Annotated in this window: 21 protein-coding genes; 11 read left to right on the top strand and 10 right to left on the bottom strand. The window is 72.2% G+C overall.

All coding sequences use genetic code 11. From position 1 onward, the window contains the following. Nucleotides 1–11: 11 nt before the first annotated feature. Entirely contained in the window at nt 12–731 is a 720-nt protein-coding gene (locus IG84_RS0117685; protein WP_031057809.1) for a DinB family protein, read from the bottom strand. 185 nt (nt 732–916) lie between these two features. On the opposite strand from IG84_RS0117685, the gene IG84_RS0117680 reads away from it, so the two are divergent. After that, nucleotides 917–1,897, top strand: a complete 981-nt coding sequence (locus IG84_RS0117680; protein ID WP_031057807.1) for an alpha/beta hydrolase — start codon at nt 917–919, stop codon at nt 1,895–1,897. Between the two features lie 12 nt (nt 1,898–1,909). Here the strand turns inward: IG84_RS0117680 and IG84_RS0117675 are convergent, their stop codons facing one another. After that, nucleotides 1,910–2,611, bottom strand: a complete 702-nt coding sequence (locus tag IG84_RS0117675; RefSeq protein WP_031057805.1) for a TetR/AcrR family transcriptional regulator — start codon at nt 2,609–2,611, stop codon at nt 1,910–1,912. Nucleotides 2,612–2,801: 190 nt separating this feature from the next. Here IG84_RS0117675 and IG84_RS0117670 point away from each other — a divergent pair, with 190 nt between their 5' ends. From IG84_RS0117670 to IG84_RS0117660, 3 genes are all read left to right on the top strand, one after another. Beyond that, nucleotides 2,802–4,334, top strand: a complete 1,533-nt coding sequence (locus IG84_RS0117670; protein WP_051861893.1) for an APC family permease — start codon at nt 2,802–2,804, stop codon at nt 4,332–4,334. Nucleotides 4,335–4,382: 48 nt separating this feature from the next. Then, entirely contained in the window at nt 4,383–6,038 is a 1,656-nt protein-coding gene (locus tag IG84_RS0117665) for an amidohydrolase (RefSeq protein WP_031057801.1), read from the top strand. A gap of 142 nt (nt 6,039–6,180) precedes the next feature. Continuing rightward, nucleotides 6,181–9,303 (top strand): glycoside hydrolase family 2 TIM barrel-domain containing protein, encoded by a 3,123-nt coding sequence (locus IG84_RS0117660; protein ID WP_031057800.1) that lies wholly within the window; start codon nt 6,181–6,183, stop codon nt 9,301–9,303. Between the two features lie 5 nt (nt 9,304–9,308). On the opposite strand, the gene IG84_RS0117655 is transcribed toward IG84_RS0117660, so the two are convergent. Next, nucleotides 9,309–10,385 (bottom strand): glutathione S-transferase family protein, encoded by a 1,077-nt coding sequence (locus IG84_RS0117655; RefSeq protein ID WP_031057797.1) that lies wholly within the window; start codon nt 10,383–10,385, stop codon nt 9,309–9,311. A gap of 80 nt (nt 10,386–10,465) precedes the next feature. Next, a complete protein-coding gene (locus tag IG84_RS0117650; protein WP_051861890.1) occupies nt 10,466–11,344 on the bottom strand; it encodes a putative protein N(5)-glutamine methyltransferase in 879 nt (292 codons plus the stop codon). Nucleotides 11,345–11,858: 514 nt separating this feature from the next. On the opposite strand from IG84_RS0117650, the gene IG84_RS0117645 reads away from it, so the two are divergent. From IG84_RS0117645 to IG84_RS0117630, 4 genes are all read left to right on the top strand, one after another. Further along, the gene (locus IG84_RS0117645) at nt 11,859–12,263 is read left to right on the top strand and encodes a rodlin (RefSeq protein ID WP_031057794.1); all 405 of its coding nucleotides are present in this window, start codon (nt 11,859–11,861) and stop codon (nt 12,261–12,263) included. Nucleotides 12,264–12,431: 168 nt separating this feature from the next. After that, complete coding sequence (locus IG84_RS0117640) at nt 12,432–12,851, top strand: CBS domain-containing protein (RefSeq protein ID WP_031057792.1); 420 nt, start codon at nt 12,432–12,434, stop codon at nt 12,849–12,851. 159 nt (nt 12,852–13,010) lie between these two features. After that, complete coding sequence (locus tag IG84_RS0117635) at nt 13,011–13,286, top strand: hypothetical protein (protein ID WP_051861887.1); 276 nt, start codon at nt 13,011–13,013, stop codon at nt 13,284–13,286. A gap of 50 nt (nt 13,287–13,336) precedes the next feature. After that, nucleotides 13,337–13,528, top strand: a complete 192-nt coding sequence (locus tag IG84_RS0117630; protein WP_051861964.1) for a hypothetical protein — start codon at nt 13,337–13,339, stop codon at nt 13,526–13,528. A gap of 56 nt (nt 13,529–13,584) precedes the next feature. On the opposite strand, the gene IG84_RS42630 is transcribed toward IG84_RS0117630, so the two are convergent. After that, nucleotides 13,585–14,307, bottom strand: coding sequence for a FadR/GntR family transcriptional regulator (locus tag IG84_RS42630; protein WP_031057782.1), 723 nt, complete (start codon nt 14,305–14,307; stop codon nt 13,585–13,587). A gap of 98 nt (nt 14,308–14,405) precedes the next feature. Further along, nucleotides 14,406–16,151 (bottom strand): IlvD/Edd family dehydratase, encoded by a 1,746-nt coding sequence (locus IG84_RS0117620; protein WP_031057779.1) that lies wholly within the window; start codon nt 16,149–16,151, stop codon nt 14,406–14,408. 141 nt (nt 16,152–16,292) lie between these two features. Here IG84_RS0117620 and IG84_RS0117615 point away from each other — a divergent pair, with 141 nt between their 5' ends. Continuing rightward, a complete protein-coding gene (locus IG84_RS0117615; protein ID WP_031057777.1) occupies nt 16,293–17,606 on the top strand; it encodes an MFS transporter in 1,314 nt (437 codons plus the stop codon). Between the two features lie 35 nt (nt 17,607–17,641). Here IG84_RS0117615 and IG84_RS0117610 read toward each other — a convergent pair whose 3' ends face one another. Then, nucleotides 17,642–18,106 carry a nuclear transport factor 2 family protein gene (locus IG84_RS0117610; protein ID WP_031057774.1) on the bottom strand — a complete coding sequence of 155 codons (465 nt, stop codon included), beginning with the start codon at nt 18,104–18,106 and terminating at the stop codon, nt 17,642–17,644. Nucleotides 18,107–18,237: 131 nt separating this feature from the next. On the opposite strand from IG84_RS0117610, the gene IG84_RS0117605 reads away from it, so the two are divergent. Beyond that, nucleotides 18,238–18,807 (top strand): PadR family transcriptional regulator, encoded by a 570-nt coding sequence (locus tag IG84_RS0117605; protein WP_031057771.1) that lies wholly within the window; start codon nt 18,238–18,240, stop codon nt 18,805–18,807. 301 nt (nt 18,808–19,108) lie between these two features. Further along, a complete protein-coding gene (locus IG84_RS0117600) occupies nt 19,109–21,364 on the top strand; it encodes a glycosyltransferase (RefSeq protein WP_051861885.1) in 2,256 nt (751 codons plus the stop codon). 101 nt (nt 21,365–21,465) lie between these two features. Here the strand turns inward: IG84_RS0117600 and IG84_RS0117595 are convergent, their stop codons facing one another. From IG84_RS0117595 to IG84_RS0117585, 3 genes are all read right to left on the bottom strand, one after another. Continuing rightward, a complete protein-coding gene (locus tag IG84_RS0117595) occupies nt 21,466–22,494 on the bottom strand; it encodes an SMODS domain-containing nucleotidyltransferase (protein ID WP_031057766.1) in 1,029 nt (342 codons plus the stop codon). A 527-nt stretch (nt 22,495–23,021) separates the two neighbouring features. Continuing rightward, nucleotides 23,022–23,537, bottom strand: a complete 516-nt coding sequence (locus IG84_RS0117590) for a GNAT family N-acetyltransferase (protein WP_031057761.1) — start codon at nt 23,535–23,537, stop codon at nt 23,022–23,024. A gap of 72 nt (nt 23,538–23,609) precedes the next feature. Beyond that, a complete protein-coding gene (locus IG84_RS0117585; RefSeq protein ID WP_031057758.1) occupies nt 23,610–25,274 on the bottom strand; it encodes a class I adenylate-forming enzyme family protein in 1,665 nt (554 codons plus the stop codon). Nucleotides 25,275–25,284: the final 10 nt, after the last annotated feature.

The raw sequence follows: 25,284 nt of genomic DNA, 5'->3' as shown, positions 1-25,284 counted from the left end.
CCCGCGCGGCCCTACCCGGATGTGGTGAAGCGCGCCCGCCACAGGTCGCGGAGCAGCGCGATCTCGGCCATGTGGTGGATCAGTTCGAGGTTGCCGCCCGCCAGCACGCCGATGAACGGGTCGTCGGGGTCGGAGCCGTGCGGGTACTGCGAGAAGCCGACGGTGTCGAGCTGCTCGTCGGTGACGGTGGCGATGCTGTCGCGCCAGCGGTCGACCGACGCCCAGAACCGCTCGAGTGCCAGGTCGGCGGAGGGGGTGAAGTCGACGAGCAGCTTCGGCTCCCGCCGCCGTTCGCCGAAGGTCCACTCCCATCGGCCCGCGAACTCGAAGTGCAGGTGCGCGAGCCGCCACGCGATGGTCGTGACCGGTGTGACGTCGGGCTCCGGCGTACCGGTGTGGGCCAGGACCTGCTCGACCCGCTCGACGCTCACGCTCCAGTCCTCGGCGATCTTGTCGACGGTCATGCCTCCGGCGGCCTGCCGGGCCACCTCGGCGTACTCGCTCGCCGGAATGTCCGGGGCGCCCCGGTCGAGCACCCACTCGCCCGGTCCGAACGCCCTGGGCGTCACCGCCTCGCACCGGCGCCGGATCGACCAGCAGCCGGGCACCGGCTCCCAGAGGTACTCCTCGTCGCCGAGCCCCGTGAGCCGCACCTGGGCCATCTCCCTGGCCTGGTCGAACTGGTCGAGCAGTACGCCAAGACGGTCCGTCCGCAAGCTCTCGGTCTCCATGCCCGGCTCCCCCTCGTGGTCGTGTCTCGCAGCGCACTGCGCTCGGGCGGAAGGTAACGGCTCACCTCACGGGGCGCCACCGATTTCCACCGCCCACGGCCGGGAGTATTTCGATTAGGACTATCGATGGGCAATACTGGTGCGAGGCAGGTCGGCAGAGACGTGACGACGAGGTGAGACCGCGCATGCCGTTGGATCCCGTGGCGAAAACCATCATCGAGCTGACCGAGGCGCACTTCCCGCGGCTGGGCACGGAGGTCCTCGACGCGGCCGAGGCGCGCCGGATCCTCGCGGCGCAGCCGGCCCGCGCGGCGGTCCCGGTGCCGGTGGCCCGGGTCGAGGACCGGCGAGTGCCGGGGCCCGCCGGTGCCCCCGAGGTGCCGGTACGGCTGTACTGGCCGCGCGAGGGCGCCGACGGAGGGCTGCCCGTGGTGGTGTTCTGCCACGGCGGCGGCTTCGTGATCTGCGACCTGGACTCGCACGACGGCATCTGCCGGGACCTGGCCAACGCGACGGGCGCGCTCGTCGTCTCCGTCGACTACCGGCGGGCGCCCGAGCACCGGTTCCCCGCCGCCGCCGAGGACGCCTACGCGGTCCTGTGCTGGGCCGCCGCGCACGCCGCCGAGGAGGGCGGCGACCCGGCCCGCGTCGCGGTGGCCGGCGACAGCGCCGGGGGCAACCTCGCCGCGGTACTCCCCCTGATGGCCCGGGACCAGGGCGGCCCGATGCCGGTCTTCCAACTGCTGATCTACCCGATGCTCGACCCCGCCCGGAACACCCCCTCCTACCGGCAGAACGCCCGGGGTTACTTCGTCACCGCCGACCATCTGCGCTGGTACTGGGAGCAGTACCTCGGCGCGGACGGCGACGGCAACGGTGACGGCGATGTGCACCCCTGCACCGACGTGCACCCCTACGCCTCGCCGCTCGCCGCGGCCGACCTCTCCGGACTGCCGCCGGCCCACATCCTGACCGCGGAGTACGACCCGCTGCGCGACGAGGGCGAGGCGTACGGCCGCCGGCTGCGGGAGGCCGGCGTCGCGGTGGACGTCCGGCGCTACGACGGGGTCTTCCACGGGTTCTTCGGGATGCCGGGCCAACTGCCCGCGGCCGCCGAGGCGAACGAGGCGGCGCACGCCGCGCTGCGCACCGCGCTGAACCGCTAGATCGTTGGCCCGCTAGGCCGGGGCCTGTGCCCGCAACGCCGCCAGCAGCAGATCAAGCGCGTGTTCCACGGCCGGGCCCGCCATCGTCGGCAGGTGGTCCCGGACCGCATTCAGGTGCGGGAAGTCGTCGGCGGGCAGCTGCGCGTACGCCTCGCTCCACGCCTGTTCGTCGCCGGCCCGCTGGTCGGCGGGGAGGCGGAGTACCGCGGCGTCCAGGGCCGCGTGGCCGAGGACGGTGTCGACGAAGGCGTGGTAGTGGCGCACGGCGGTGGCGTCGTCGAAGCCGGCCCGGCGCAGCAGGCCGACGCCCGTCTCCACGGCGCGCTGTTCGTGGGGGCGACGGGTGACGCGGTAGGAGCTGAGGACGGCGACGCGCGGGTGACGCAGCGCCGCGCGGTAGGCGCGCAGTCCGAAGTCCCGCAGCGCCGCCGCCCAGTCGTCGTGGTCCTCGGGCCGGAAGCCGTCGAGCGCCTCGCCGATGAGGCGGTCGCCCAGGGCGAGCAGCAGATCCTCGGCACCGCGGTAGTAGCGGTAGACCGCACTGGGGTCGGCGCCGAGCGCGGTGCCGAGCCGGCGGATGGTGAGGGCCTCGGCGCCGTGCTCGTCGAGGAGTTCCAGCGCCGCATCGAGGATCAGCTCCGCCGACAGGACCACGCCGCTCTTGGTGGGGCGGCGTCGCCTGCGTTCCGCGGTGACGCGGTCGGGTGGTGCCACGGTCGGCCCTTCGGTCGTCGGTTCCGGGCGGTCGGGTGGCGCCCGGGGGCGCGGCCCGGCCGCCGGCGCCCGGGCCAGTCAATCACCACCTTACGTCAACACCATTGACATAGCGCTGGAGGCGGCGGTTTCATCGGCGCACGCCGGTCCGCCACGGCGCCCCTCCTCCCCCGTTCCAGGAGCGTGCCCCATGCCCCCAGCAGTGCCGCCCGCTCCGCCGGGCACCCGTATGCGCCGCTCGCTCGGCGTCAAGGACGGCGTGGCCATCGCCGCCTCCAGCACCGCGGCGACCACCAGCATCGGCATCGGAATGGGCACCCTCGCGGTGTACGCGGGCCGCCGGACGCCCGCCCTGCTGGTACTGGCGTTCCTGCCGATCCTCGGCATCGCCCTCGCGTACTCCCGCCTCAACCGCTCCGAGCCCAACTGCGGCAACGGCTACACCTGGGTGGGCCGCTCCATCGGCCCCTGGCCGGGCTTCCTCACCGGCTGGGTGGTGCTGGTCGGCAACGTCGTCTTCATGGCGTACACCGGCGCCGTCACCGGCTCGGTGATCCTGCAGTTCCTCAACAAGCTGGGCGCACGGACCGCGTTCGGCCTCCCGCTGGACCCGAACTCCACCGCGACCAGCACGGTCATCGGCCTCGTCGCGCTGGTGGCCGTGACCGTCACCGCGGTCACCGGCGTCCGCTCCGCCACCCGCCTCCAACTCTGGCTGCTGGTCTTCGAGTACGCCGTGCTGCTCGCCTTCTGCGCCTGGGGCCTGGCCGTCGGCGACCAGCCCTTCTCCTTCTCCTGGCTCAACCCGTTCGAGATGGGCTCGACGACCTCACTCGTCCAGGGTCTGATCCTCGCGGTCTTCATCTACTGGGGCTGGGACGCGGCGTTCACCGTGAACGAGGAGACGAAGAGCGCCGGGGACGCCGCGCGCGGCGGGCTCATCGCTCTCACCGTGATGCTGGCGCTGTTCGTCTTCGCCGCCATCTCCTTCCAGCGCGTGATGGGCAACGGGGAACTGGTGCGCAACGGCCCGCAGGCGCTCACCTTCCTGGGCGCGCGCCTCGCCCCCGAGCCGTGGGCGTCCCTGCCGCTGGCCGCCCTGATGTGCTCCGCCTTCGCCTCCCTGCAGGCCGCCGTCATCCCCACGGCCCGGGCCACGCTCGCCATGGGCCGCGACCGCACCCTCGGCACCATGTGGACGCGGGTCAGCCCCCGATTCGACACGCCCGCCGTCGGTACGGTGGTCATCATGGCCATCGCCGCGGCCGTCGCCGTACTGGCCCTCGGCATCCCCCAGCTGAACGAGATGATCCTCGCCGCGGTCAACTCGATCGGCCTGGTCGTCTCCCTCTACTACGGCCTGACCGCCCTGGCCTGCGCGCTGCGCTTCCGCGCCGATCTGCGCGCCGGAGCCCGCGCCGCGCTCACCGGCGTGGTGATCCCCGCGCTCAGCGGACTGGTCCTCTTCGGGCTCGGCGGCTATCTCGCGGTCCATTACGTGACGATGAGCGACCACTTCGAGGCGCGGCCGGACAACGGCTGGTTCATGCTGCTCGTTCCCGTACTGATCGTGGCGTCCGGGCTGGTGGCCGCGGCACGCGCCAAGTGGGGGCGGCGGTCGCCGTACTTCGTCACGGGGCGCGGCACGGACGCGGAGGCGATCGCCCTGCCGATGGACGGCGGCGGCGAGCCGGCCGCGCCACCGTCCGAACCCGCCCGCTGACCCGCCTCCCTCTTCCCCCTGCCATCCCACCGACCCAGGAGCCCGGACATGCCGCACTCGCACCCCGCCGACCTCGTCTTCACCGGCGGTCCCGTCCACACCGTGGACCCGGCCCGCAGCCGCGCCACCGCCCTCGCCGTGCGCGGTGAGCGCATCGTCGCCGTCGGCCACGACGAGGTGCACGAGCTGATCGGTCCGCGTACCGACATCCTCGACCTGCACGGTCGGCTGCTCGTGCCCGGCTTCCAGGACGCGCATGTCCACCCGGTGGGCGGCGGCGTGGAGTTGGGGCAGTGCGACCTGAGCGGCGCGGTCACCGCCGAGGAGTACCGCCGCCGCATCCGCGCCTACGCCGACGCCCACCCGGACACGGAGTGGATCACCGGTGGCGGCTGGTCGATGGAGGCGTTCCCCGGCGGCACGCCCACCCGCCAGTTCCTCGACGCGCTCGTGCCCGACCGTCCGGTGTACCTCGTCAACCGCGATCACCACGGCGGCTGGGCCAACACCCGCGCCCTCGAACTCGCCGGCCTCGACGCCCGTACGCCCGACCCCGCCGACGGGCGCCTGGAACGGGAGGCGGACGGGCACCCCACCGGGATGCTCCAGGAAGGCGCCATGGTGCTGGTCGCCGCCGCCGTCCCGGCGCCGACCCTCGCCGCACTCACCGAAGGACTGCTGCGCGCCCAGGCGCTCCTCCACTCGTACGGCATCACCGCCTGGCAGGACGCACTGCTCGGCAACCACGCCGGGATGGCCGACCCCTCCCCCGCCTACGCGGCCGCCGTCCGCTCCGGACAGCTCACGGCGCGGGTCACCGGGTCACTGTGGTGGGACCGGGCCCGCGGTACGGAACAGCTTCCTGAACTCCTCGCCAAGCGCGAGGAGTTGACCGCCGGTCGACTGCGCGCCACGACCGTGAAGATCATGCAGGACGGCATCGCCGAGAACCACACGGCAGCCCTCCTCCACCCCTACCTCACCGCCTGCGGCTGCGCCTCCGACAACAGCGGCATCTCCTTCATCGAGCCCGAGGCGCTGCGGCGCTACGTCACCGAGCTGGACGCACACGGCTTCCAGGTCCACTTCCACGCGCTCGGCGACCGCGCCGTCCGCGAGTCCCTGGACGCCGTCGAGGCCGCGCGGAAGGCCAACGGCTGGACCGACCACCGTCCGCACCTCGCCCACCTCCAGATCGTCCACCCCGACGACGTCCCCCGCTTCCGCCGCCTCGGCGCCACCGCCAACATCCAGGCACTCTGGGCCGTGCACGAGCCGCAGATGGACGACCTCACCATTCCGTTCCTCGGCGCCGAACGGACCACCCACCAGTACCCCTTCGGTGACCTGCTCCGCTCCGGCGCCACGCTCGCCGCCGGCAGCGACTGGCCGGTCAGCAGTCCCGACCCGATGGCCGCGCTGCACACCGCGGTGCACCGCCGCCGGCCGGACGCCGCCGCCGGCTCCCCCGCCTTCCTGCCCGAACAGCGCCTCGACCTCGGCACGGCCCTCGCGGCGTACACGGCCGGCAGCGCGTACGTGAACCACCTCGACGACACGGGCACCCTGCGCGCCGGCAACCTGGCCGACCTGGCCCTCCTCGACCGCGACCCCTTCGAGGACCCGGCCGGTGACATCGCGGGGACCCGGGTCCTGCAGACGTACGTCGGCGGAGTTCGGGTGTACGCCGCCGACGACGCGTAAGCCCGATCCCGACCCGCCTCCCGGCCGCGCCCTGCCGCTAGTTGAGAAGTTTTGTTTTGTTCATTGACATATATCAACAGGACTCGACAGACTCAGCGCGTTCAGCAGCCTCGTCACCCTCACGGAATACCGGAAGGCACACATGGCCATCTCACGACGCGTGGTTCTGGGCGGCGCCGGCGCCTCCCTCGGTGGAGTCCTCGGTGCGCAGTTGGCGGCGGGTTCCACGGCCTGGGCTGCCGGACGGGCAGCGGCCGCGGCGAAGGCGGCGGGGACGGGCCGGGAGATCGATCTCTGCCGCGGGTGGCGGTTCGCCCTGGTCAACACCACGGGTGAGGAGGCGCCGCAGCCCGCGGCCGGCGATCCGGCCTGGCGCGACGTGGACGTACCGCACGACTGGAGCGTCGGCCTGGACCCCGTCAAGGACGACCGCACCACGGCGGGCTCGGGCTACCTCCCCGGCGGTCTCGGCTGGTACACCAAGACCTTCACACTGCCGGCGGAGACCGCGAGGAAGCGGATATCCGTCGAGTTCGACGGTGTGTACATGGACGCGCAGGTGCACTTCAACGGGGAGCTGGTCGCCACCCACCCGTACGGCTACACCGGCTTCGCCGTGGATCTCACGGACCTGGCGCACACCGATGGCCGGACGGCCAACACCCTGTCCGTGCGGGCCCGCAACCAGGTGCCGAGCAGCCGCTGGTACTCCGGCAGCGGCATCCACCGGGACGTACGCCTCGTCGTCACCGATCCCGTGCATCTCGTCCGGCACGGGATCACGGTCACCACGCCCGACCTGGAGCGGACCGTCGGCAAGGGCCATGCCGCGGTCCGTGTCGCGGTGGCCGCCGTGAGCGAGGAGCAGCGGTCCGTACGGGCCGAGGTGACGGCGACGGTCCGGGACGCGGACGGCCGCCAGGTCGCGTCGGTGTCCGCGCCCGCCACGCTGACCGGCGACCCCACGACGACCACGCTCGACCTGCGTATCGACAAGCCGCGGCTCTGGTCGGTGAAGCGCCCGTACCTCTACACCGTCGTCACCCGTGTCACCGTCAGCGGCCGGATCGTGGACGAGACGAGCACCCCCTTCGGGCTGCGGTGGACCACCTTCGACCCCGGCCACGGCTTCTCGCTCAACGGCGAACGGATGAAGCTGCAGGGTGTGAATCTGCACCACGACCTCGGTGCGCTGGGCGCCGCCTTCCACCCCGACGCGGCCCGGCGGCAGCTCGAGATCATGCGCGAAATGGGTGTCAACGCCCTGCGGACGTCACACAATCCGCCGGCTCCCCAACTGGTCACGCTCTGCGCTGAGCTGGGCATCATGCTGCAGGTCGAAGCGTTCGACTGCTGGCGCACCCCGAAGAACCCGTACGACTACGGCCGGTTCTTCGACGAGCACAGCGACGCCGACATCAAGGAAATGGTGCACGCGGCCAAGAACTCGCCCGCCGTCATCATGTGGTCCATCGGCAACGAGATCCCGGACAGCACCGCTGAAGCCGGGGTGGCGATGGCCGAGCGGCTGATCGCGGCCGTGAAGTCGGTCGACGCGACCCGGCCCGTGGTGATCGGCTCGGACAAGTACCGCAGTGTGCCGAAGGACGGTTCGCCGCAGGACCGCATCCTCCGGATGCTCGACGGCGTCGGGCTCAACTACAACACGGCCGCCTCGGTCGACGCACTGCACAAGAAGTACCCGGACACGTTCTTCTTCGAGTCCGAGAGCTCGTCGAGCACCTCGACGCGCGGGGTGTACGAGAGCCCTGACCAGCTCAACACGGGCGAGAACTACACGCCCGGCAAGCGCGGCTCCTCGTCGTACGACAACAACCTGGAGTCGTGGACGATGAGCGGCGAGTACGCCCTGAAGAAGGACCGCGACCGGGAGTTCTTCGGCGGCCAGTTCGTGTGGACCGGCATCGACTACATCGGCGAGCCGACCCCGTACGACGACGTCTTCCCGGTGAAGAGCTCGTTCTTCGGCGCCGTCGACACCGCGGGGTTCCCCAAGGACCAGTTCTCGCTCTTCCGCAGCCAGTGGAGCGAGACGCCCATGGTGCACCTGGTGCCCATGGACTGGACCGGTCACCGCCCCAAGGACACCGTGACCGTCTGGGCGTACTCCAACGCCGACAGCGTGGAGCTGTTCCTCAACGGCCGGTCGCTGGGCGTGCGCCGCTTCGACCGCAAGAAGACGGCGGACGGACGGGAGTACCTGGAGACGACCGAGGCGACGGGGGACGACAAGACCGTCACCTCGGGTCCGTACCCGGGCAGTTACACCAGCCCCAACGGCAGTGCCGGGCGGCTCCACCTCACCTGGCAGGTGCCCTTCGAGGCGGGCAAGCTCGTGGCGGTGGCGCGGCGGAACGGACGCGAGGTCGCCCGCGACACCCTGCGGACAGCGGGCGAGGCCACGGCGGTACGGCTGACCCCGGACCGGAAGCAAGTGGCGGGAGACGGCCTCGTCTTCGTCACCGCCGAGGTCACCGACTCCCGGGGCGTCCTCGTACCGGACGCCGGCCATGCCCTGACCTTCCAGGTGACCGGCGGGCACCTGCTGGGCGCCGACAACGGGCAGCAGGAGAGCGCCGAGAACTATCAGTCGCCCGTCCGGTCCGCCTTCCACGGGAAGGCCCTGGCAATCGTACGGCCGGCGGCGGGGGCCGGGGCGGTGACGGTGACGGCGCGGGCGAAGGGGCTGCATTCGGCGTCTGTCCGGGTCGCCGTCACCGGGCACCGGCAGGGCGCCTCGGCGAGTGCCACCGCGCCCGCGGCGGCCGCGGCCACCGGTGTGCGCGAGGCTGCCTCCGGCGGACCCACCGCGGACGCGAGCTTCTCCGGCGCGCCGGACACCGTGCCCGCCGCGATGCTCGACGGCGACGCGGCCACGGGCTGGTCCAACCACTACCGCATGGCGGCGACGGCCCTGCTGCCCGCCATCAGCAGGGCTCGTGCGCGGGACTGGGTGTCGGTCACCTGGCCGCGCCGCCGCGACGTATCCGGCCTGGACGTGTCGTTGACAACGGACGACGACACCTACGCACTGCCCGAGGCGATCGCCGTCAGCTACTGGGACGGCAGGGAGTACGTACCGGCCGACCACGTGCGCATCGAGTGGGCGGACGCCTCGGACTCCCCCACCCGGGTCACGTTCGACACCGTCCGCACCAGCCGGGTCCGGCTTGAGCTGACGAGCCGTCACCCCGATGCGGCCAACGGGTTCTTCCGCATCGTCCGGCTCGCCGCTGCCGAGTAAGGCTTTCAGGGACGCCCGGCCGGCGGGACCTCCTCGCCGGCCGGGACCGGGCCCGGCGGCGTACCGTCGCCGAACGGGCGGCCGCCCAGCTCCTCCCGGTGGTGCGGGGTCAGCCAGCCGGCGAGGTCGGGACCGCCGGGGACGATGCCGGTCGGGTTGATGCCGGTGTGCACCTGGTAGTAATGCCGCTTGATGTGGTCGAAGTCGACCGTGTCGCCGAATCCGGGCGTCTGATAGAGGTCCCGCATGTACGCCCAGAGGACCGGGTCCTCGGCCAGCTTGTACCGGTTGCACTTGAAGTGGCCGTGGTAGACGGCGTCGAACCGCACCAGCGTGGTGAACAGCCGGATGTCCGCCTCGGTGACGGTGTCCCCGACCAGGTACCGGCGGTCGGCCAGCCGCTGCGAGAGCCACTCCAGGCGGCGGAAGACATCCTCGTACGCCTCCTCGTACTCCCGCTGCCCGGTCGCGAACCCGGCCCGGTACACGCCGTTGTTGAGGTCCCGGTAGACGCCCTCCATGACCTCGTCGATCTCGGCGCGCAGCGGCTCCGGGTAGAGGTCGGGCGCGCCGGGGCGGTGCAGTGCGGTCCATTCGGTCGCGAGGTCGAGGGTGATCCGCTGGAAGTCGTTGGTGACGAGCCTGCCGCTCGGTACATCGACGATCGCGGGCACGCTCACCCCGCCGGGATAGCCGGTCTCGCGTGCGTCGTACGCCTCGCTGAGGTAGCGGATGCCGAGGACGGGGTCGCGGCCGTCCGGGTCCAGAGTGAAGCGCCAGCTCCGGTCGTCCTGGATCGGGTCGGCGATGGCCATCGACAGCGCGTCCTCCAGGCCGAGCAGCCGCCGGGAGATCACGGCGCGGCTGGCCCAGGGGCAGGCGCGGCTGACCACCAGGCGGTAGCGGCCGGCCTCGACGGGCCAGCCGTCCCGGCCGTCCGCGGTGATCCGGTCGGCGAAGTGGCTCCGGGACCGCTTGAACGTCTTTCTGCCGTACTCGGCGTTGCCGTCGGGCGTGTTATCGCTGGTATCGGGCTTGCTGGTGTCGGACGTGCTGGTGTCGGCGGAACGGTGGGTGGTCATTGCCGTCCGTCTCCCTCCGGTGTGCGGGTGGCCGGTCTCTCCGGAAGGGGTTCCCGCCATGATCCGTTCCTCACCGCACATCAGCCGCGCGGGCCAGAGCGGCCCGGGGCCGGGACCGTGCTTTCGCTGGAGCCGACGCTGCCGATGACGACCGTCGCGTACTCCTCCTCCGAGGTGACCACGCGCGGCGTCAGGCCGCTGCGGCGGAACACCTCGGCGGCCGACGCCGCCTGACGCTCGCTCGTCTCGACCAGGAGGTGGCCGCCCGGCGCCAGCCACTGGGGAGCCGCGGCGGTCACCCGGCGCAGTATGTCGAGGCCGTCGGCGCCGCCGTCCAGCGCGACCAGCGGCTCGTGGTCACGGGCCTCCGGCGGCAGCAGGCCGACCTGCTGCGTGGGGACGTACGGAACGTTGGCGACGAGGACGTCGATGCGGCCGCGCACGGCTGCGGGGAGCGCCTCGTACAGGTCGCCCTGGCTCACCTCGCCCACGGTGCCGGGGATGTTGCGGCGGGCGCAGCGGACCGCGGCCGGGTCGATGTCGGCCGCGTACAGCTCGACACCGGGCGCGGACACGGCCGCGGCGAGCGCGGCACCGACCGCGCCGGAGCCGCAGCACAGATCGACGACGACGGGACGGAGGGCTTCGGGGACTGTCGTCCGGGCGGCGGTGGCGAGCGCGATCGCCTGCCGGGCGAGGAACTCCGTACGGCGGCGGGGGACGAAAACACCGGGAGCCACGGCCACCCGCAGACCGCAGAACTCCGCCCAGCCCAGCACCAGTTCGAGCGGCAGGCCGGCGGCGCGCCGCTCCACCATGGCGTCGAGCGCGGCCGGAGTGCCGGCCGCGGCGAGGAGCAGGTCCGCCTCGTCCTCGGCGAAGACCGAGCCGGTGGCCCGGAGTCGGGCGACGGCGGCGGAGCGGAGGGAAGGGAGCAGGGGGGACGCGAGAAGGGACATGGGAGCCTTTCGGATGTGCCTGGCGAATGCCGGGCACGCTCCCTCGCTGCGGTCCGCTACGCCGGTGGCGTCGCGGGGACCGCGCGGATACGAGCAGGGAGAACCCGGCCTGGTACAGCGGTAATGGGTCTCACCTCCTCGGTCGTCAGCGATCGCTGCGGTCGCCCACAGTACCTGACGACCGGCGGGCCGCGCCGTCCACCGCGATACGGGGTCCGGGTAGCACAGGCGCACGCGGGCCCGCCGGTCCGGTCTCCGGCGCCGGACGACACCGGCACTGTGAGACTCGTTGTCACCAATGCCCACATCGAACCGCCGTCATGTCTGCCGTCCCGCGGGCCCCCGCCAGAAAACCGTCAAGCAACGCCCGCCCGCACCCAACACACAACACACGGCACACACGACCGCAATTCATACGGACACGCCGATAGATGGGTGAATAAGACAGGACAGGACGTGCGTGGGGCTGTACTGGGCCATACCTCCCTTCATTGCCGTTGTCCCAAGGAGAGACATGCGCATCCGTGCCACCCTGGCCGCCCTCACCCTCGCCTCCGCCGGCCTCGCCGCCAGTGCAGGCACTGCCGTTGCCGTCGGTAACGACGGCGGTGCCCACAACTTCAGCGGCAACGGTGCCTCGACGTCGTACGGGAACTCGGCCACGCACGGCAACCAGAGCCCGCAGGCCGGCCTGGTCCAGAACTCGCTCAACGACCTGTGCGTCGGCCTGCCGGCCAAGGTCAACGTCGGTTCGCTGATCGGCCTCATCCCGATCACCGTTCAGGACGTCAACGTCCTGTCGAACCCGCAGAACCAGCAGTGCACCAAGAACTCCACTCAGAACAAGGGCGACGAGCCGCTGTCGCACCTCATCGACGACCTCCCGGTGCTCTCCGAGAACGGGAGCGGCAACGGCTGAGCCGTACCGGTACCCCCGTGGGGCACCACCGTCACGGCGACGGTGGTGCCCCACGGACGTCCCCGCTCCCCCACATGCGAGGGCGCGCACCGGCGACCACAATGGGAGGGCCGGGACCTGCGGCGCGCCCGGCGTCGCGCCGGCCGTCCGGCATGGGAGGTACGGTTCATGACCACTGCCGGAGACATCATGCACCCCGGCGCCCAGTGGATCCCCGAGGACGCGACCCTGGACCGCGCGGCGCAGCTGATGCGGGAGCTCGATGTGGGAGCCCTGCCGATCAGCGACGCGAACGAGCGGTTGTGCGGCATTCTCACCGATCGCGACATCGTGGTCGGCTGCGTGGCCATGGGGCACGACCCGTCCCAGGTCACGGCGCACGAGATGGCGAAGGGCACGCCCCGCTGGATCGACGCGGGTGCCGACATCAGCGAAGTGCTGGAGGAGATGCGGGGACACCAGATCCGCCGGCTGCCGGTGATCGAGAACAAGAGACTGGTCGGCATGATCAGCGAGGCTGATCTGGCCGGTCACCTCACCGATGACCAGATGGCCGACTGGACCGAGAGCATCACAGCACAGCGCTGATCACCACAGCGCTGACCAGCCCTCGTCCACCATCCGTCGTGGGCCCGCGCCGCGGGCCCACTGTCGGTTCGGCGGGTGTTTTCGGTACGCGGGACACGACGGGGCCCGGTGGGCGTACGGTGGTCGGTGGCGCGAGGTGGTCGCGCGAGGAGGCCGGCCGTGGAGGCGACGTTGAAGACGGTGATCGGCGGAGAGCTGGTGGAGCTGCCGGGCACCATCGCCGGTATCCGCGCCGTCCTCGATGAGGAGCAGGCGCGCGCGTTCGACCAGGAGATCCCGCACGTCCCGGCCGGCGAGCTGCCCGCCAGACTGGCCCGGTGGGCCCTGGGCGGCACCGGCGCCGACCTCGAGGACCAGGAGCTCTTCGAGCGCCTGGAGCGTGGCGAGGACATCGGTGCCGTACCGGCCGACGACAGCCGGCCGGAGGTGGCGTGACCCGCCGCCGCCTCCAGTACGCACCCCCTGCCGACCAAGCCCGCGATTCCATGGACACCGCCCTGCGCACCCGCTTCGACGCGGGCATGCGCCGCCTCGCCGACGACCCGTACGGCCACGGCTCCGCAGCAATAAAAAAGGAACGCGAACGCCGAGAAGCCACCATCGCCGGCGTCGTCATCCGCTACTACGTCAGCGAAAGCGTGCTGACGGTCACTGTTGTGCGCATCGTGTATTTCTGAGCTGCGCCCGGCGACTGCGCTTCCCCGGCCCCTGCACCGCGCGGTTCACGTGCGGTTCAGGTCCGGTAGGCGCACGGTCCCCCGCCCTCCAGTAGGCGTTCCACCTCGTTGTGGGCCTCGTTGACGAGGCGTGCGACGGCCTGGGCGGCTTCGGTGGGGTGGCCCGCGGCTACCGCGGTGGCTACTTCCTGGTGGCGGTGGACGGCCGACATGTCGATGTCGGGGGGCATCAGGGCGAGGTCGCGGCGGGCCGTCAGCAGTTCCTCCGTGACCTCGGCGAGCTGCGCGAACATGCCGTTGCCCGAGGCTGTGAGCAGCGCGCGGTGGAAGGCCGCGTCCGCCGCGACGAAGCGTGCGCGGTCGTTGGCCCGGGCGGCGTCCGCCATGGCGCCGGCGTGCTCGGTCAGCGCGGCGCGGACGCCGGGCGCCGCGCCGGACGCGGCGAGCGCGGCGGCGGACGGTTCGACGGCGGCCCGCAGCTCGGCCAGTTCGCGCAGCTGGGCCTCGCGCTGGGGCGACGCGAGCCGCCAGCGGATGATCTGCGGGTCGTAGAGGTTCCACTCGGTGAGCGGGCGTACGGTGATGCCGACGCGGGGGCGGCTGGTGACGACCCGCTTGGACTCCAGGACGCGGACGGCCTCGCGGGCGACCGTGCGCGAGACGCCGTACCGTTCCTGTACGTCTTCAAGGCGCAGCACCTCGCCCGCCCGGATCTCGTCCGCGGCGAGCGACCGGCCGATGCGGTCGACCACCTGCCCGTGCAGGCCCTGAAGTTCCACGCCGCTCCCCCGTGTTCTCGTGTGCGCCGGTGCGGGGCGGCCGGCCGGCGGCCGCCCCGCTGATTGTCACACCTTCGGTGCCACGTGGCGGTACGGGGTCAGAACGCCTGCCGGGGCGGCGTGGAGTCGGTCGCGCCGCGCAGGAAGTCCAGGTCGACGCCGGTGTCGGCCTGGGTGACGTGCCGGTCGTAGAGGTAGCTCCAGCCGCGTTCCGCGGGCGCGCGGGGCGGCTGCCAGGCCGCGCGGCGGCGCTCCAGTTCGTCGTCCCCGACCAGGACGTCGAGGCGGCGGGCCGGCACGTCCAGGCGTACGGAGTCGCCGGTGCGGACGAGGGCGAGCGGGCCGCCGACCGCCGCCTCGGGCGCCACGTGCAGGACGCAGGTGCCGTACGCGGTGCCGGACATCCGGGCGTCGGAGATGCGGACCAGGTCGCGGACGCCCGCGTCGAGCAGCTTCTTGGGGAGCTGTACGTTGCCGACCTCGGGCATGCCCGGGTAGCCCCTCGGGCCGGTGTTGCGGACGACGAGGACGGTGTCGGCGGTGATGTCGAGGTCCGGGTCCTCGGCGACGGCGAGGTAGTCCTCCAGCGAGTCGAAGACGAGCGCGGGCCCGGTGTGGCTGAGCAGCTTGGGGTCGGCGGCGGACTGCTTGATGACCGCGCCGTCGGGGGCGAGGTTGCCGCGGAGTACGGCCGTGCCGGTGCCGGCGGGCTGGACGGGCCGGTCGAGCGGGCGGATGACCTCGCGGTCGTGCACCTCGGCGCCCGCGCAATTGTCGACCAGGCTGCGCCCGGTGACGGTGACGGTGTCGTGGTGCAGGTGGTCGCGGAGGTCGTTGATCAGGGCCGGCAGCCCGCCCGCGTACGCGAACTCCTCCATCAGGAAGCGGCCGGAGGGCATCAGGTCGATGAGCAGCGGGAGTTCGGCGCCGAGGCGGTCGAAGTCGTCCAGCGCGAGCGGGACGCCGAGGCGTCCGGCGAGGGCGAGGAGGTGCAGGACGGCGTTGGTGGAGCCGCCGATGGCGGCGTTGATGCGGATGGCGTTCTCGAAGGCGGCGCGGGTCATGATGCGCTGCGGGGTGAGGTCGGAGCCGGCCAGTTCGACGGCGCGCATGCCGGTCTCCTCGGCGAGGGTGCCGCGGCGGGAGTCGACGGCGGGCAGCCCGGAGCCGCCGGGGACCATCATGCCGAGCGCCTCGGTGAGGCAGGCCATCGTGGAGGCGGTGCCCATGGTCATGCAGTGGCCGGCGCTGCGGGTGAGCGCGGTCTCGAACTCGGTGAACTCCTCCTGGGTGACAGTGCCGGCGCGCAGCTCCTCGGTCATCCGCCAGACGTCCGTGCCGGAGCCGACGGCGCGGCCCCGGAAGCGGCCGTTGAGCGTGGGCCCGCCGGTGAAGACGAGCGCGGGGACGCCGGCGCTGGCGGCGCCCATGAGGGCCGCGGGAGTGGTCTTGTCGCAGCCGGTGAGGAGGACGACGGCGTCCAGGGGGTTGGCGCGGATCTGCTCCTCGATCTCCATGGCGGCGAGGTTGCGGTACAGCATGGTCGTCGGGCGCATGATCGGCTCGCCGAGCGACATCGCGGGGAACTCCAGCGGGAAGCCGCCGGCCTGCAGTACGCCGCGCTTCACGGCGTCCGCGAGGATCTGCAAGTGGCCGTTGCAGGGCGTGAGTTCGGAGTAGGTGTTACAGATGCCGATGACCGGGCGGCCGTCGAAGTTGTGACCGCCGCGGCCCATGGCGCGCAGGGAGTGCCGGGCGATGAAGCCGTTCTTGCCGCCGTCGCCGAACCAGGCGCGGGAGCGGAGCGGGTTGGCGCCGGCGGGTTGCCGGTCGTTCACGGTCATGTGAAGTCCTTCCGACGCGGTGCGGGGTGGCCGTGTCCAAGCCGTGTCCTGCCGCCCCCTTCAATGGTGCTATCAAAGCACGATACGGTCCCGCCGCGTCCAGAGTTCAACGACGAACAAACCGACGAAGTGGAGAGCCGCGTGGAGAAGCAAGCGATGAAGGCGGTCACCTGGCGGCTGATGCCGTTCCTTGTCCTGCTCTATCTCGTGGCCTATGTCGACCGCTCGAACGTCGGCTTCGCCAAACTGACGCTCCAGCACGAACTGGGCCTGTCCAACGCCGCGTTCACCCTCGGCCAGGTCGCGTTCTTCGTCGCGTACGCGGTGTTCGAGATACCCAGCAACATCTACCTGGAACGGTTCGGCGCGCGCCGCTGGTTCACCCGCATCATGCTGAGCTGGGGCCTGGTCACGATTCTCACCGCGGCGGTCAGCACCACCTGGCAGTTCTACCTCGCCCGCTTCCTGCTCGGCCTCGCCGAAGCCGGCTTCTACCCGGGCGTGCTGTACTTCCTCACCAAGTGGTATCCGTACCGCTACCGCGCCCGGATGGTCGGCTGGTTCATGATGTCCCAGCCGCTCGCCTTCATCCTCGGCAATCCGTACATGGGCGCGCTCGGCGGGCTGCACGGCACGCTCGGGCTGGACGGCTGGCAGTGGATCTTCATCGCGACGGGCGCCCCGGCCGTCGTACTGGCCTTCGTCACGCTGCGCCTGCTGCCCGACGGGCCGGAGGGCGTGCGCTGGCTGAGTACGGAGGAGCGGGGATGGATCGCCGCCGAGCTCGCCGCCGAGGCCGATGCCATGGGCGCCACGCACGGCAGTCCGCTGCGGGCGCTGCGGGACCGTCGGGTCGTCGCCCTCGCCCTGTACTTCCTCTGCTTCCCGCTGGGCTGTTACGGACTGAGCTTCTGGCTGCCGACGATCGTCGACGGCTTCGGCGGGCTGTCCACGACGGCCACCGGCTTCATCACGGCGATCCCGTACGTCTTCGTGGCCATCGGCCTGTACGTGGTCCCCAAGCTCGCCGACCGCGGCGGGTCGCGCTATCCATGGCTCGCCGGGTGTGCGGCGCTCGGCGCGGCCGGCCTGGCGGGCAGTGCGCTGGTCGGCAACCACGTGGTGCAGGTGGCCCTGATGAGCCTCGCCGCGGTCGGCCTCTACGCGGGCCAGCCCGTCCTGTGGACGCTGCCCTCCCGCTTCCTGACGGGCATTCAGGCCGCGTCCGGCATCGCGATGATCAACGCGGTCGGCAACCTGGGCGGCGGTTTCGGACCGATGGGCATCGGTGTCATCACCGACCGCACCGGCTCCGCCGTGACGGGCCTGTGGTTCCTGGTCGCCGCGATGGCCGTCGCCACCGTCGCCACCTTCGGGATCCGCCGGCTGATCGAGGGCGGCGGAACAACTGCGTCCGCCCCGCGGGACCCGTCCCCGGAGCGGACACCCGCCTGAGCCCGTCGGCGAACGGCTTCGCCAGGGGCCGGCCGTCAGCTCTGCGGAGCGGCGTCCGGCCCCGGCACCAGCCCGTCCGCGACCAGCCCTTCGTATACCGCGGCACCGAGCGCTGCCACCGCGGACTGCGGCCGGACCATGACCGTGAACTCCTTGATCAGTCCGTCCTCGTCGAAGTGCAGCAGGTCGATCCCGTGGATCTCCTTCCCGCGCACGGTCGTACGGAAGAGGAGCACGCTCGCGTCCATCGCTCCGCCGCCGTCACCGGCCGCCGCCGGCGCGCTCGACTCCGCCGCTCCCTCGAAGCGCCCGATGTACCGGAAGTCCTCGAACGTGCGCAGCAACACCCCGAAGAGCCCCATCACCATCGGACGTCCCTCGAAGGGGGTGAACTTCACCGGGCTGTAGAACCGCACGTCCGACGCGAACAGCTCCTCGATCGCCCCGATGTCGCCCTTCTCCACCGCCGCCCGGAACCGGTCCGCCGTCTGCTGCACCATTCCCCGCTCCTTCTCTCGACAGCTCGCCGGTCGGCATCGGACCGGTCCGCGAATAGTCAGAATCATGAGTAGTCAGATTGATGACTATGATGATGCACAAGCCTTCGGGAAAGGGAAAGGGGTCGGGTGCGATGGCGCTCCGCCACGCGGTGCTCGCCGCGCTGCTCGACGGCGAGTACAGCGGCTACGAACTGGCCAAGGCGTTCGACGTCGGCGTCGCCAATTTCTGGCACGCGCAGCCGCAGCAGTTGTACGCCGAGCTGACCAGGCTGGAGAAAGACGGGCTGGTCACCGGGCGGCAGGTGGTGCAGGAGACCCGGCCCACCAAGCGCCTCTTCACGGTCACCGACGCGGGCCTCGCCGAGCTGCAGCGGTTCGCGGCGGCCGCCGCCAAGCCGTCCTTCATCCGGGACGACCTGCTGGTGAAGGTGCAGGCCGTGGACCGGGTCGACGCCGGGCCGGTGATCGCACAGCTCGAGGAGCGGATGGCGGTCGCCGCCGCGAAGACCGACCTCTTCACCAAGATCCTCCGGCATCTCCGCGGTGATCTGGAGGAGGCGGAGTTCCTGCGCACCGGCGAACGCATCGGCCCGTACCTCACCTGCCTGCGCGGCCTGGGCTTCGAGCGGGAACATCACGACTGGTGCCGGAGCACCATCGCCGTGCTCCGGGCCCGCGAGAAGACCGCGGGCCGGGACTGAGCCCCTGAGCGGTGGTACTCGCGCATCGCCCCGCACCCCTCGACGCGGCCTGAAACACCCGAGCCCCCGGCGTACGCCGCGACCCGTCGGCGCCGCGCGTCACCCCTGCCACCAGGCACGATGCATACCGGCCGTTCGGGGGGCAGGTTCGCGACACGCTCGCGCGAAAACTCATAGAGTATCAATTCACGTCATATTCTCCGGTTCTGTGGAGAAGCGTGGCGATGTGGTCGTGTCAGGCATGGTCCGGGAAGCGGCGGCATGTCCTCCGCCCCCTGTGTGGGCAGCGCGCCGCCTAAAGGTGTGCTTCCTCCTTTTCAACCTCTACGGCATCGGCGGCACCATCCGCTCGACCGTCAACCTCTCCGGCGCGCTGGCGGACGCCGGGCACGACGTCGAGATCGTCTCGATGATCAGGTCCCGGGCCGCCCCGGCCCTGCCCGTCCATCCGCGGGTACGGATCGTGCCGCTGGTCGAGGCCCGCGCGGACCGGCCCGGCTTCGATCCGGCGCACGACCCGAAGGGCAACCCCTCGCGCGTCTACCCCGCCTGCGACGGCCCGTACAAGCGGTGCAGCGCGCTGGTCGACACGCGGATCGAGGAGTACCTGCGGGACACCGACGCGGACGTGATCATCGGGACGCGGCCCGGCATCAATGTGTACCTCGCCCGCTTCGGGCCCGCCCGCGCGCTGCTCGTCGGGCAGGAGCACCTCACCCACGACATGCACCGGCCCGAGGTGCGGGCGGCGCAGAACGCGGCGGTGGCCCACCTGGACGCCTTCGTCACGGTGTCCCGGCAGGACGCCAGGATCTACCGCGAGGCGCTGCCCGACGTCACCACGGAGATCCGCTGCATCCCCAACGCGGTGCCGCAGCCGGACGTCTCGCCCTCCTCGGGGCGCAACAAGCTGGTGGTCGCGGCCGGCCGGCTCATCCGCATCAAGAACTACCGGCTGCTGATCGACGCGTTCGCCCGCGTGGTGGAGCAGCGGCCCGACTGGAGGCTGCGGCTGTACGGGCGCGGCCCCGAGGCGCGGGCGCTGCGCTCCCGCATCCATGAGCTGGGGCTGTGCGAGCAGGTGACGATGATGGGCGCGCACGCGCCGATCGAGCCGGAGTGGGCCAAGGGGTCGATCGCGGCGGTCTCCTCGGACGGCGAGTCCTTCGGGATGACGATCGTGGAGGCGATGCACGCCGGGCTGCCGGTGGTCGCCACGGACTGCCCGTTCGGGCCCGGCGAGATCATCTCCGACGGGGTGGACGGGCTGCTCGTCCAGCCGGGGAACGCCGAGGAGTTCGCCGCGGCGCTGCTCGCTCTGATCGCGGACGACGAGCGGCGGGCCGCGATGGCCGCGGCAGCGCGCGCCAAGGCGCTGGACTACGCGCCCTCGGCCATCGCCCACGCCTACGTCAAGCTCTTCGAGGACCTCGTCGCGAAGACCGGCAAGTGCTGCGCTCCTCCGGAGGCGCGGAAGAAGCTCACCGGGGCGCATGCGCTGGGCGGGTACGCCGGTATCGCGGGGCAGGCCAGGGCGCTGCGCGCGGGCAAGGCGCTCGCCCGGCGGATGGCACGCCCGCTGCTCCAGCAGCCGGTGACCGCCGGGCCGCTGCTCGGTGTGCTGCGGAAGGTCGCGCCCGCGGCGGCCGCGCGGGCCGACGGCACGGCACGCAAGCTGCGCCCCGAGGCGCGCTGCGCGGTGGCCGACGACGGCGCGCTGGTCCTGACGTTCCCCGCCGCGGGACTGACCGGCCCCGCCGACCTGGTACTGCGCCGCCGCAACTCCGCCGAGGAGCTGCGGGTGCCGCTGCCGCCGCCCGTACGGGAGGGCCGCGGCGGCCCGTACCGGGTCCGGCTGCGGCTGGCGCGGGTGCCGCTCGCCGAGGGGCACTGGGAGGCGTGGGTACGGCGGCGCGCGGACGGGGCGCTGCGGCCCGTGCGGTCCACGATGGTCGAGCGGGCCGCGCTGGTCGGCCGGGCCCCGGACGTAGCCGACGGCGCGGTGCGGTCCTGGATCCCGTACGCCACCGACGGCGGGCGGCTGGCGCTGCGCGTATGGCAGCGCGCCGCGCACGCGGAGGCGGTGTGGGTCGCGGTCGGGCCCTCGGTCACCTACGTCGAGGCCGAGCTGCTGGGCGCGGAGCCGGCGGCGGAGGCGGTGGTGACGGCGACGCGCCGCGGGGCGCGGCCGACGGTGCTGCGGCTGCCCGCGACGGAGCTGGGCGCCGGCCGGTTCTGCGTACTGCTGCCGCACGAGGACTTCACCGGCCGGGTGGCCGGGTCGGCGCCGCTGGACCGGGAGTTCTGGGACCTGCGGCTGGTGCTGCCGGGCGGCATGGCCGTACGGATCGGACGGATCGGCGGGGACATCGTCGCGCGCAAGGACATCGACACCCATCCGTCGGCGTTCCGCGGCGAGGGCGCGGCCCGCGCGCGGGTCCGCCCGTACTTCACCGACGCCAACGACCTGGCCCTGGTGGCCGCGCCGGCTCCGGCGCCGGACACCGCGGCCGTCCACGCGGCCGCACCCCGGTGCGCGCATCTGCGGAACGGCTGAGCGACCGGGAACGGCTGAGCCACCGTCTCTTCGCCGGGCTGAACGGCTGAGCCACCGTCTCCTCGCCCGCCGGCGGGTGCGGCCCGCCGGCGCGCCTCAGTTCACAGCGACCTCGTCGTACCGGCGAAGACCGACCAGGTCACCGGGCGGCCCAGGAAGGGACTGAAGGAGCGGGCGCGCGGAATCGGCACGCTGCGCCGGCGGGTCGCGCGGTGTCCGGTGCCGCCGGCCGTCTCGGCGCGGCGGGCGTCGGCCACGGTCGGGAAGGGCGCCCCGAACACGCCGTGCCAGAGCCCGATCGCGCCGGTGTGATCGCCGGCCTGCTCCCGGCGGCGGGCCTCGGCGGCCTGCGCGGCCAGTGCGGCCAGCACCTCGGCGCGGGCCGCGCGCTCTGCCTCGGTCCAGTCGGCGGTGAGGTCCTGGGAGCCGGTGGGATCCATGACGGGGCCGGTGACGGCCTGCGCGGCGTGGGCGAGGGTGCCGGCGACCGCGTCGGTGTGCTGCCGCGGTCCGGAGACCGCTTCGTAGGCCAGCGCCTCCCACAGGAGACCGCCGGTCTCGCGCAGTACGGGGTGGCCGCCCCTTAACGCCTTGAGCATGCGGACCTGGTGGACGAAGCGGCCGTCGGTGGCGTGGTCGTGCCGGCCGATGACGCGGTTGAGCGTACGGACGGTGGAGCGCTCCCAGGAGTCCCGCTCCCAGTTGGCGGTGAGCAGGTCGGTGCAGCGCGGGTCGGCGAGGGCCGGGGTCAGCCCGAAGGTCACGTCCAGGTCGGCGAAGGTGACCTGGAGGGCGCGGGAGGTGCGGTCCTCGTCGCCGAACCGGGAGCCGGGGAACGCCTCGGTGACCGTGTCGCAGAGCATCGCCATGGCGTCGGCGGCGCCGCCGGGGCGCTTCACGAGGCGGGCGAAGCGCCGGTGGAAGACCATGACCATGCCGATGTCGTCCAGCGGGGCGATGCGGGTCTTGCGCGCGAAGCTGCCCTGGAGGCAGGAACTTTCGATCAGGCCCACGTTCTTCAGCGCCGCGGTGATCTGGCGGTGCCGGCGACGGGCCCTCTCGTAGCGGCCGGGTTCCAGGGCGAGGGCCTGGTCGAAGTCGCCAAATGCGGTCCTGGCGGTGTACGTCATCGCGAGGGGCTCGTTTCTCTCGACATCAGCGGGACGAGGGGGCGTGCCGGGTGTTCCGGTTGAGCGCCGGCGGCCGGGCCGAACGCTTCCGGGGAGGAGCGAGCGTAGCGGGGAATCGTTTCAGCGGAAGGGGTCGAACGTGTCACATCATGCATGGGAAAAATCGTTCCTCTCCGACACCGGCCGACGGCCGGACAAGCCGTCCCAAGTTGTCTCGTGCCACTCTGTGCCACTCCCGCACGACAGGTTCCGGTTCCCTCCGTGCGCACACCGGCCCAGCCGCGCCGCCGCACCTCCCGGCGAGCGCGCTGCGCCCCATTCAACTACGCATATATCTGTCATGGAGCGCCGCGGAACAGCTCGTCCTGATCGATGATGAACTTAATTCCCCCTTCTCCGCCCACCGCCGACAGCGCCTGTTTCACGCCCTGTTGCCATCGCGATCGCATCCGACAGCGGCAGCGACCGTTTGGCATATGCCAGAAGCGTGTCAGCGACATACCCCTCCGACGGGCCGCCGACACCGCTCAGTTCGTGAGATCCGCCGCCAACAGGTCCATCAGAAGCGCGTCGTGCCAGGTGCCGTCGGGTCCGCGCTCGTACTGGCGCATGATCCCGACCGGCCGGAAGCCGGCCTTCCGATAGCTGCGGATCGCCGCCTCGTTGTCCGCCGCCGGATCGATCGTGATCCGGTGATGACCACGCTCCGTCAGCAAGTGCCGCGCCAGCGTGCGCACGGCGTCGGTACCCAGCCCCCGGCCGTGCAGCGCCGACGTCAGATAGATGTCGATATTCGCGTGCCGATAGTCCGGATCCGATTCCTGCGACCACTGGATCGCGCCAATGATCCGGCCCGTGTACTCGATCGCGTACGTGAATTTGCCGGGCGAGGCGAGGTCATCGGCGACCTCGGACTCCAGGTCCTTCCCGCCGCGCCAGCGCGCGTACACCTCGGGCTCGCCCCGGATCGCGGCCAGGACGGGGATGTCGTCCGCCGTGGCGGGGCGAAGTAACACGTCGGCGCCGTTCAGAGTCGTCTGCATACGGCATGACGCTAGCGGCCGGGCCCCGCCACCGCACCGGTGCGGTGGCGGCCGTGATCTTCCGCTCGCGGGCTACTCCGCCGTCCGCGCCGCGTGCCGCTCGCGCAGCGCGGTCTTGAGCACCTTGCCCGCCGCCGAGACCGGCAGCGCGTCCGTGAAGTGCAGCTCGCGCACCCGCTGGTACGGGGCGACGCGCTCGGCGACGTACCCCATCAGCTCGTCCGCCGTGGCCGCCGCACCGTTCCGCAGGACCACGTAGGCGGCCGGTATCTCGCCCGCGTCCGCGGCGGGCGCGCCGATCACCGCGACCGCCGCCACCGCCGGATGCCCGGCAAGGATGTCCTCCAGGTGCAGCGGATAGACGTTGTACCCCTTGTAGATGAGCATGTCCTTGGCGCGCCCCGACAGGAAGAGGTGCCCCCGCTCGTCCAGCCGCCCGATGTCGCCGGTGCGCAGCCAGCCGCCGGCGTACTGCTCGGCGGTGAGTTCCGGGTGGCCCTGGTACCCGTCGGTGACCTGCGGGCCGCGCGCCCACAGCTCGCCCGTCTCCCCCACCGGCAGTTCGCGCTCCGGGTCGAGCAGGTCGCGGATGGACAGCTCGGTGTCCGGGAGTGCGACGCCGACGGTGCCGTGCGGGGTCCCGGCGGCGGCGTCCAGTGGCCACATGGCCAGCGCCATGGTCGCCTCGGTGAGCCCGTAGCCCTCGCTGTACAGCGCGTCCGGGAAGAGTTCGGTGAGCCGCTGCCGGGTTCCGGAGTCCATGGGCGCGGCACCGGAGTTGATGTTGCGTACGCTTTTCAGGCGGCGCCCGTTGCTCGCCGGGGAGGCCAGCAGGGCGCGGTACATCGTGGGCGAACCGCCGACCATGGCCACCTGGTGGGCTTCGATGTCGTCGAGGTAGCGGGCGGGGTCGAAGCGGGTGTGCAGCACGGCCGTGGTGCCGATGACGGTGTGCGCGACCATCCCGACCAGGCCCATCGCGTGGAAGAGCGGGGCCACGGAGATCGTCGACTCGGTGCCGGGGACGGACTGGTGGGGCGTCGCGGCCGCCTCGTCGCGGGCCAGGCCGAGCACGCCGTCCGCGTCGTACAGCCGGCCGGCGGCCCGTACCCAGACGGTCTGGGCGACATTGGCGATCACGTTGCGGTGCAGCACGCGGACGGCCTTGGACCGGCCGGTGGTGCCTCCGGTGAAGGCCAGGTGCGCCACGTCCTCCGGGCGCCGCCCTGCTGGCTCGGCTCTGCCGTGCGTCAGCAGCTCCTCGGCGGACAGCACGGTACGGCCGGCCGGGGGTTCGGGGAGGGCGCCGGGGCTGCTGCGCGGTCCCGGTACGACGGCGGTGAGGCGCACGCCGGGCGCGTCGGCGGCGTAGACGGACGGCAGCGCGCCCGCGTACGCGATCACCGCGCGGGCGTCCGAATCGGCGAGCTGCGCCGCCAGCGGGGCCGCGGGCTGCGCGGGGTTGGTGGGGCTGACGACCGCGCCGGCCAGCAGCGTGCCCCAGTACGCGACCGGGAACCACGGGCAGTTGGGGATCATCAGCAGCACGGTCTCGCCGGGCGCGATGCCGTGCTCGTGCAGGCCGCGCGCGAACCGCAGGGCCCGGTCGTACAGCTCGGCGTACGTCAGGCCCTCCTGCCCGTCCGTCAGCGCGAGCCGGTCGGGATAGCGCTGCGCGGCCCCGGCGAGCACGGCGCCGACGGGCAGGGGCGGGTAGTCCAGTGCGGTACGCGGCATGGGGCGACTC

The sequence above is a fragment of the Streptomyces ochraceiscleroticus genome (assembly GCF_000720485.1).
In the GTDB taxonomy this organism is placed as follows: Bacteria; Actinomycetota; Actinomycetes; order Streptomycetales; family Streptomycetaceae; genus Streptomyces; species Streptomyces ochraceiscleroticus.
This window is presented reverse-complemented; position numbering and strand designations above follow the sequence as displayed.

Excerpts from the sequence above, each read along its gene's own strand:
- IG84_RS0117685 (WP_031057809.1), bottom strand. The coding sequence starts at position 731 with ATGGAGACCGAGAGCTTGCGGACGGACCGTCTTGGCGTACTGCTCGAC.
- IG84_RS0117680 (WP_031057807.1), top strand. The coding sequence starts at position 917 with ATGCCGTTGGATCCCGTGGCGAAAACCATCATCGAGCTGACCGAGGCG.
- IG84_RS0117670 (WP_051861893.1), top strand. The coding sequence starts at position 2,802 with ATGCCCCCAGCAGTGCCGCCCGCTCCGCCGGGCACCCGTATGCGCCGC.
- IG84_RS0117665 (WP_031057801.1), top strand. The coding sequence starts at position 4,383 with ATGCCGCACTCGCACCCCGCCGACCTCGTCTTCACCGGCGGTCCCGTC.
- IG84_RS0117660 (WP_031057800.1), top strand. The coding sequence starts at position 6,181 with ATGGCCATCTCACGACGCGTGGTTCTGGGCGGCGCCGGCGCCTCCCTC.
- IG84_RS0117655 (WP_031057797.1), bottom strand. The coding sequence starts at position 10,385 with ATGACCACCCACCGTTCCGCCGACACCAGCACGTCCGACACCAGCAAG.
- IG84_RS0117650 (WP_051861890.1), bottom strand. The coding sequence starts at position 11,344 with ATGTCCCTTCTCGCGTCCCCCCTGCTCCCTTCCCTCCGCTCCGCCGCC.
- IG84_RS0117645 (WP_031057794.1), top strand. The coding sequence starts at position 11,859 with ATGCGCATCCGTGCCACCCTGGCCGCCCTCACCCTCGCCTCCGCCGGC.
- IG84_RS0117640 (WP_031057792.1), top strand. The coding sequence starts at position 12,432 with ATGACCACTGCCGGAGACATCATGCACCCCGGCGCCCAGTGGATCCCC.
- IG84_RS0117630 (WP_051861964.1), top strand. The coding sequence starts at position 13,337 with ATGGACACCGCCCTGCGCACCCGCTTCGACGCGGGCATGCGCCGCCTC.
- IG84_RS0117620 (WP_031057779.1), bottom strand. The coding sequence starts at position 16,151 with ATGACCGTGAACGACCGGCAACCCGCCGGCGCCAACCCGCTCCGCTCC.
- IG84_RS0117610 (WP_031057774.1), bottom strand. The coding sequence starts at position 18,106 with ATGGTGCAGCAGACGGCGGACCGGTTCCGGGCGGCGGTGGAGAAGGGC.
- IG84_RS0117605 (WP_031057771.1), top strand. The coding sequence starts at position 18,238 with ATGGCGCTCCGCCACGCGGTGCTCGCCGCGCTGCTCGACGGCGAGTAC.
- IG84_RS0117595 (WP_031057766.1), bottom strand. The coding sequence starts at position 22,494 with ATGACGTACACCGCCAGGACCGCATTTGGCGACTTCGACCAGGCCCTC.
- IG84_RS0117590 (WP_031057761.1), bottom strand. The coding sequence starts at position 23,537 with ATGCAGACGACTCTGAACGGCGCCGACGTGTTACTTCGCCCCGCCACG.
- IG84_RS0117585 (WP_031057758.1), bottom strand. The coding sequence starts at position 25,274 with ATGCCGCGTACCGCACTGGACTACCCGCCCCTGCCCGTCGGCGCCGTG.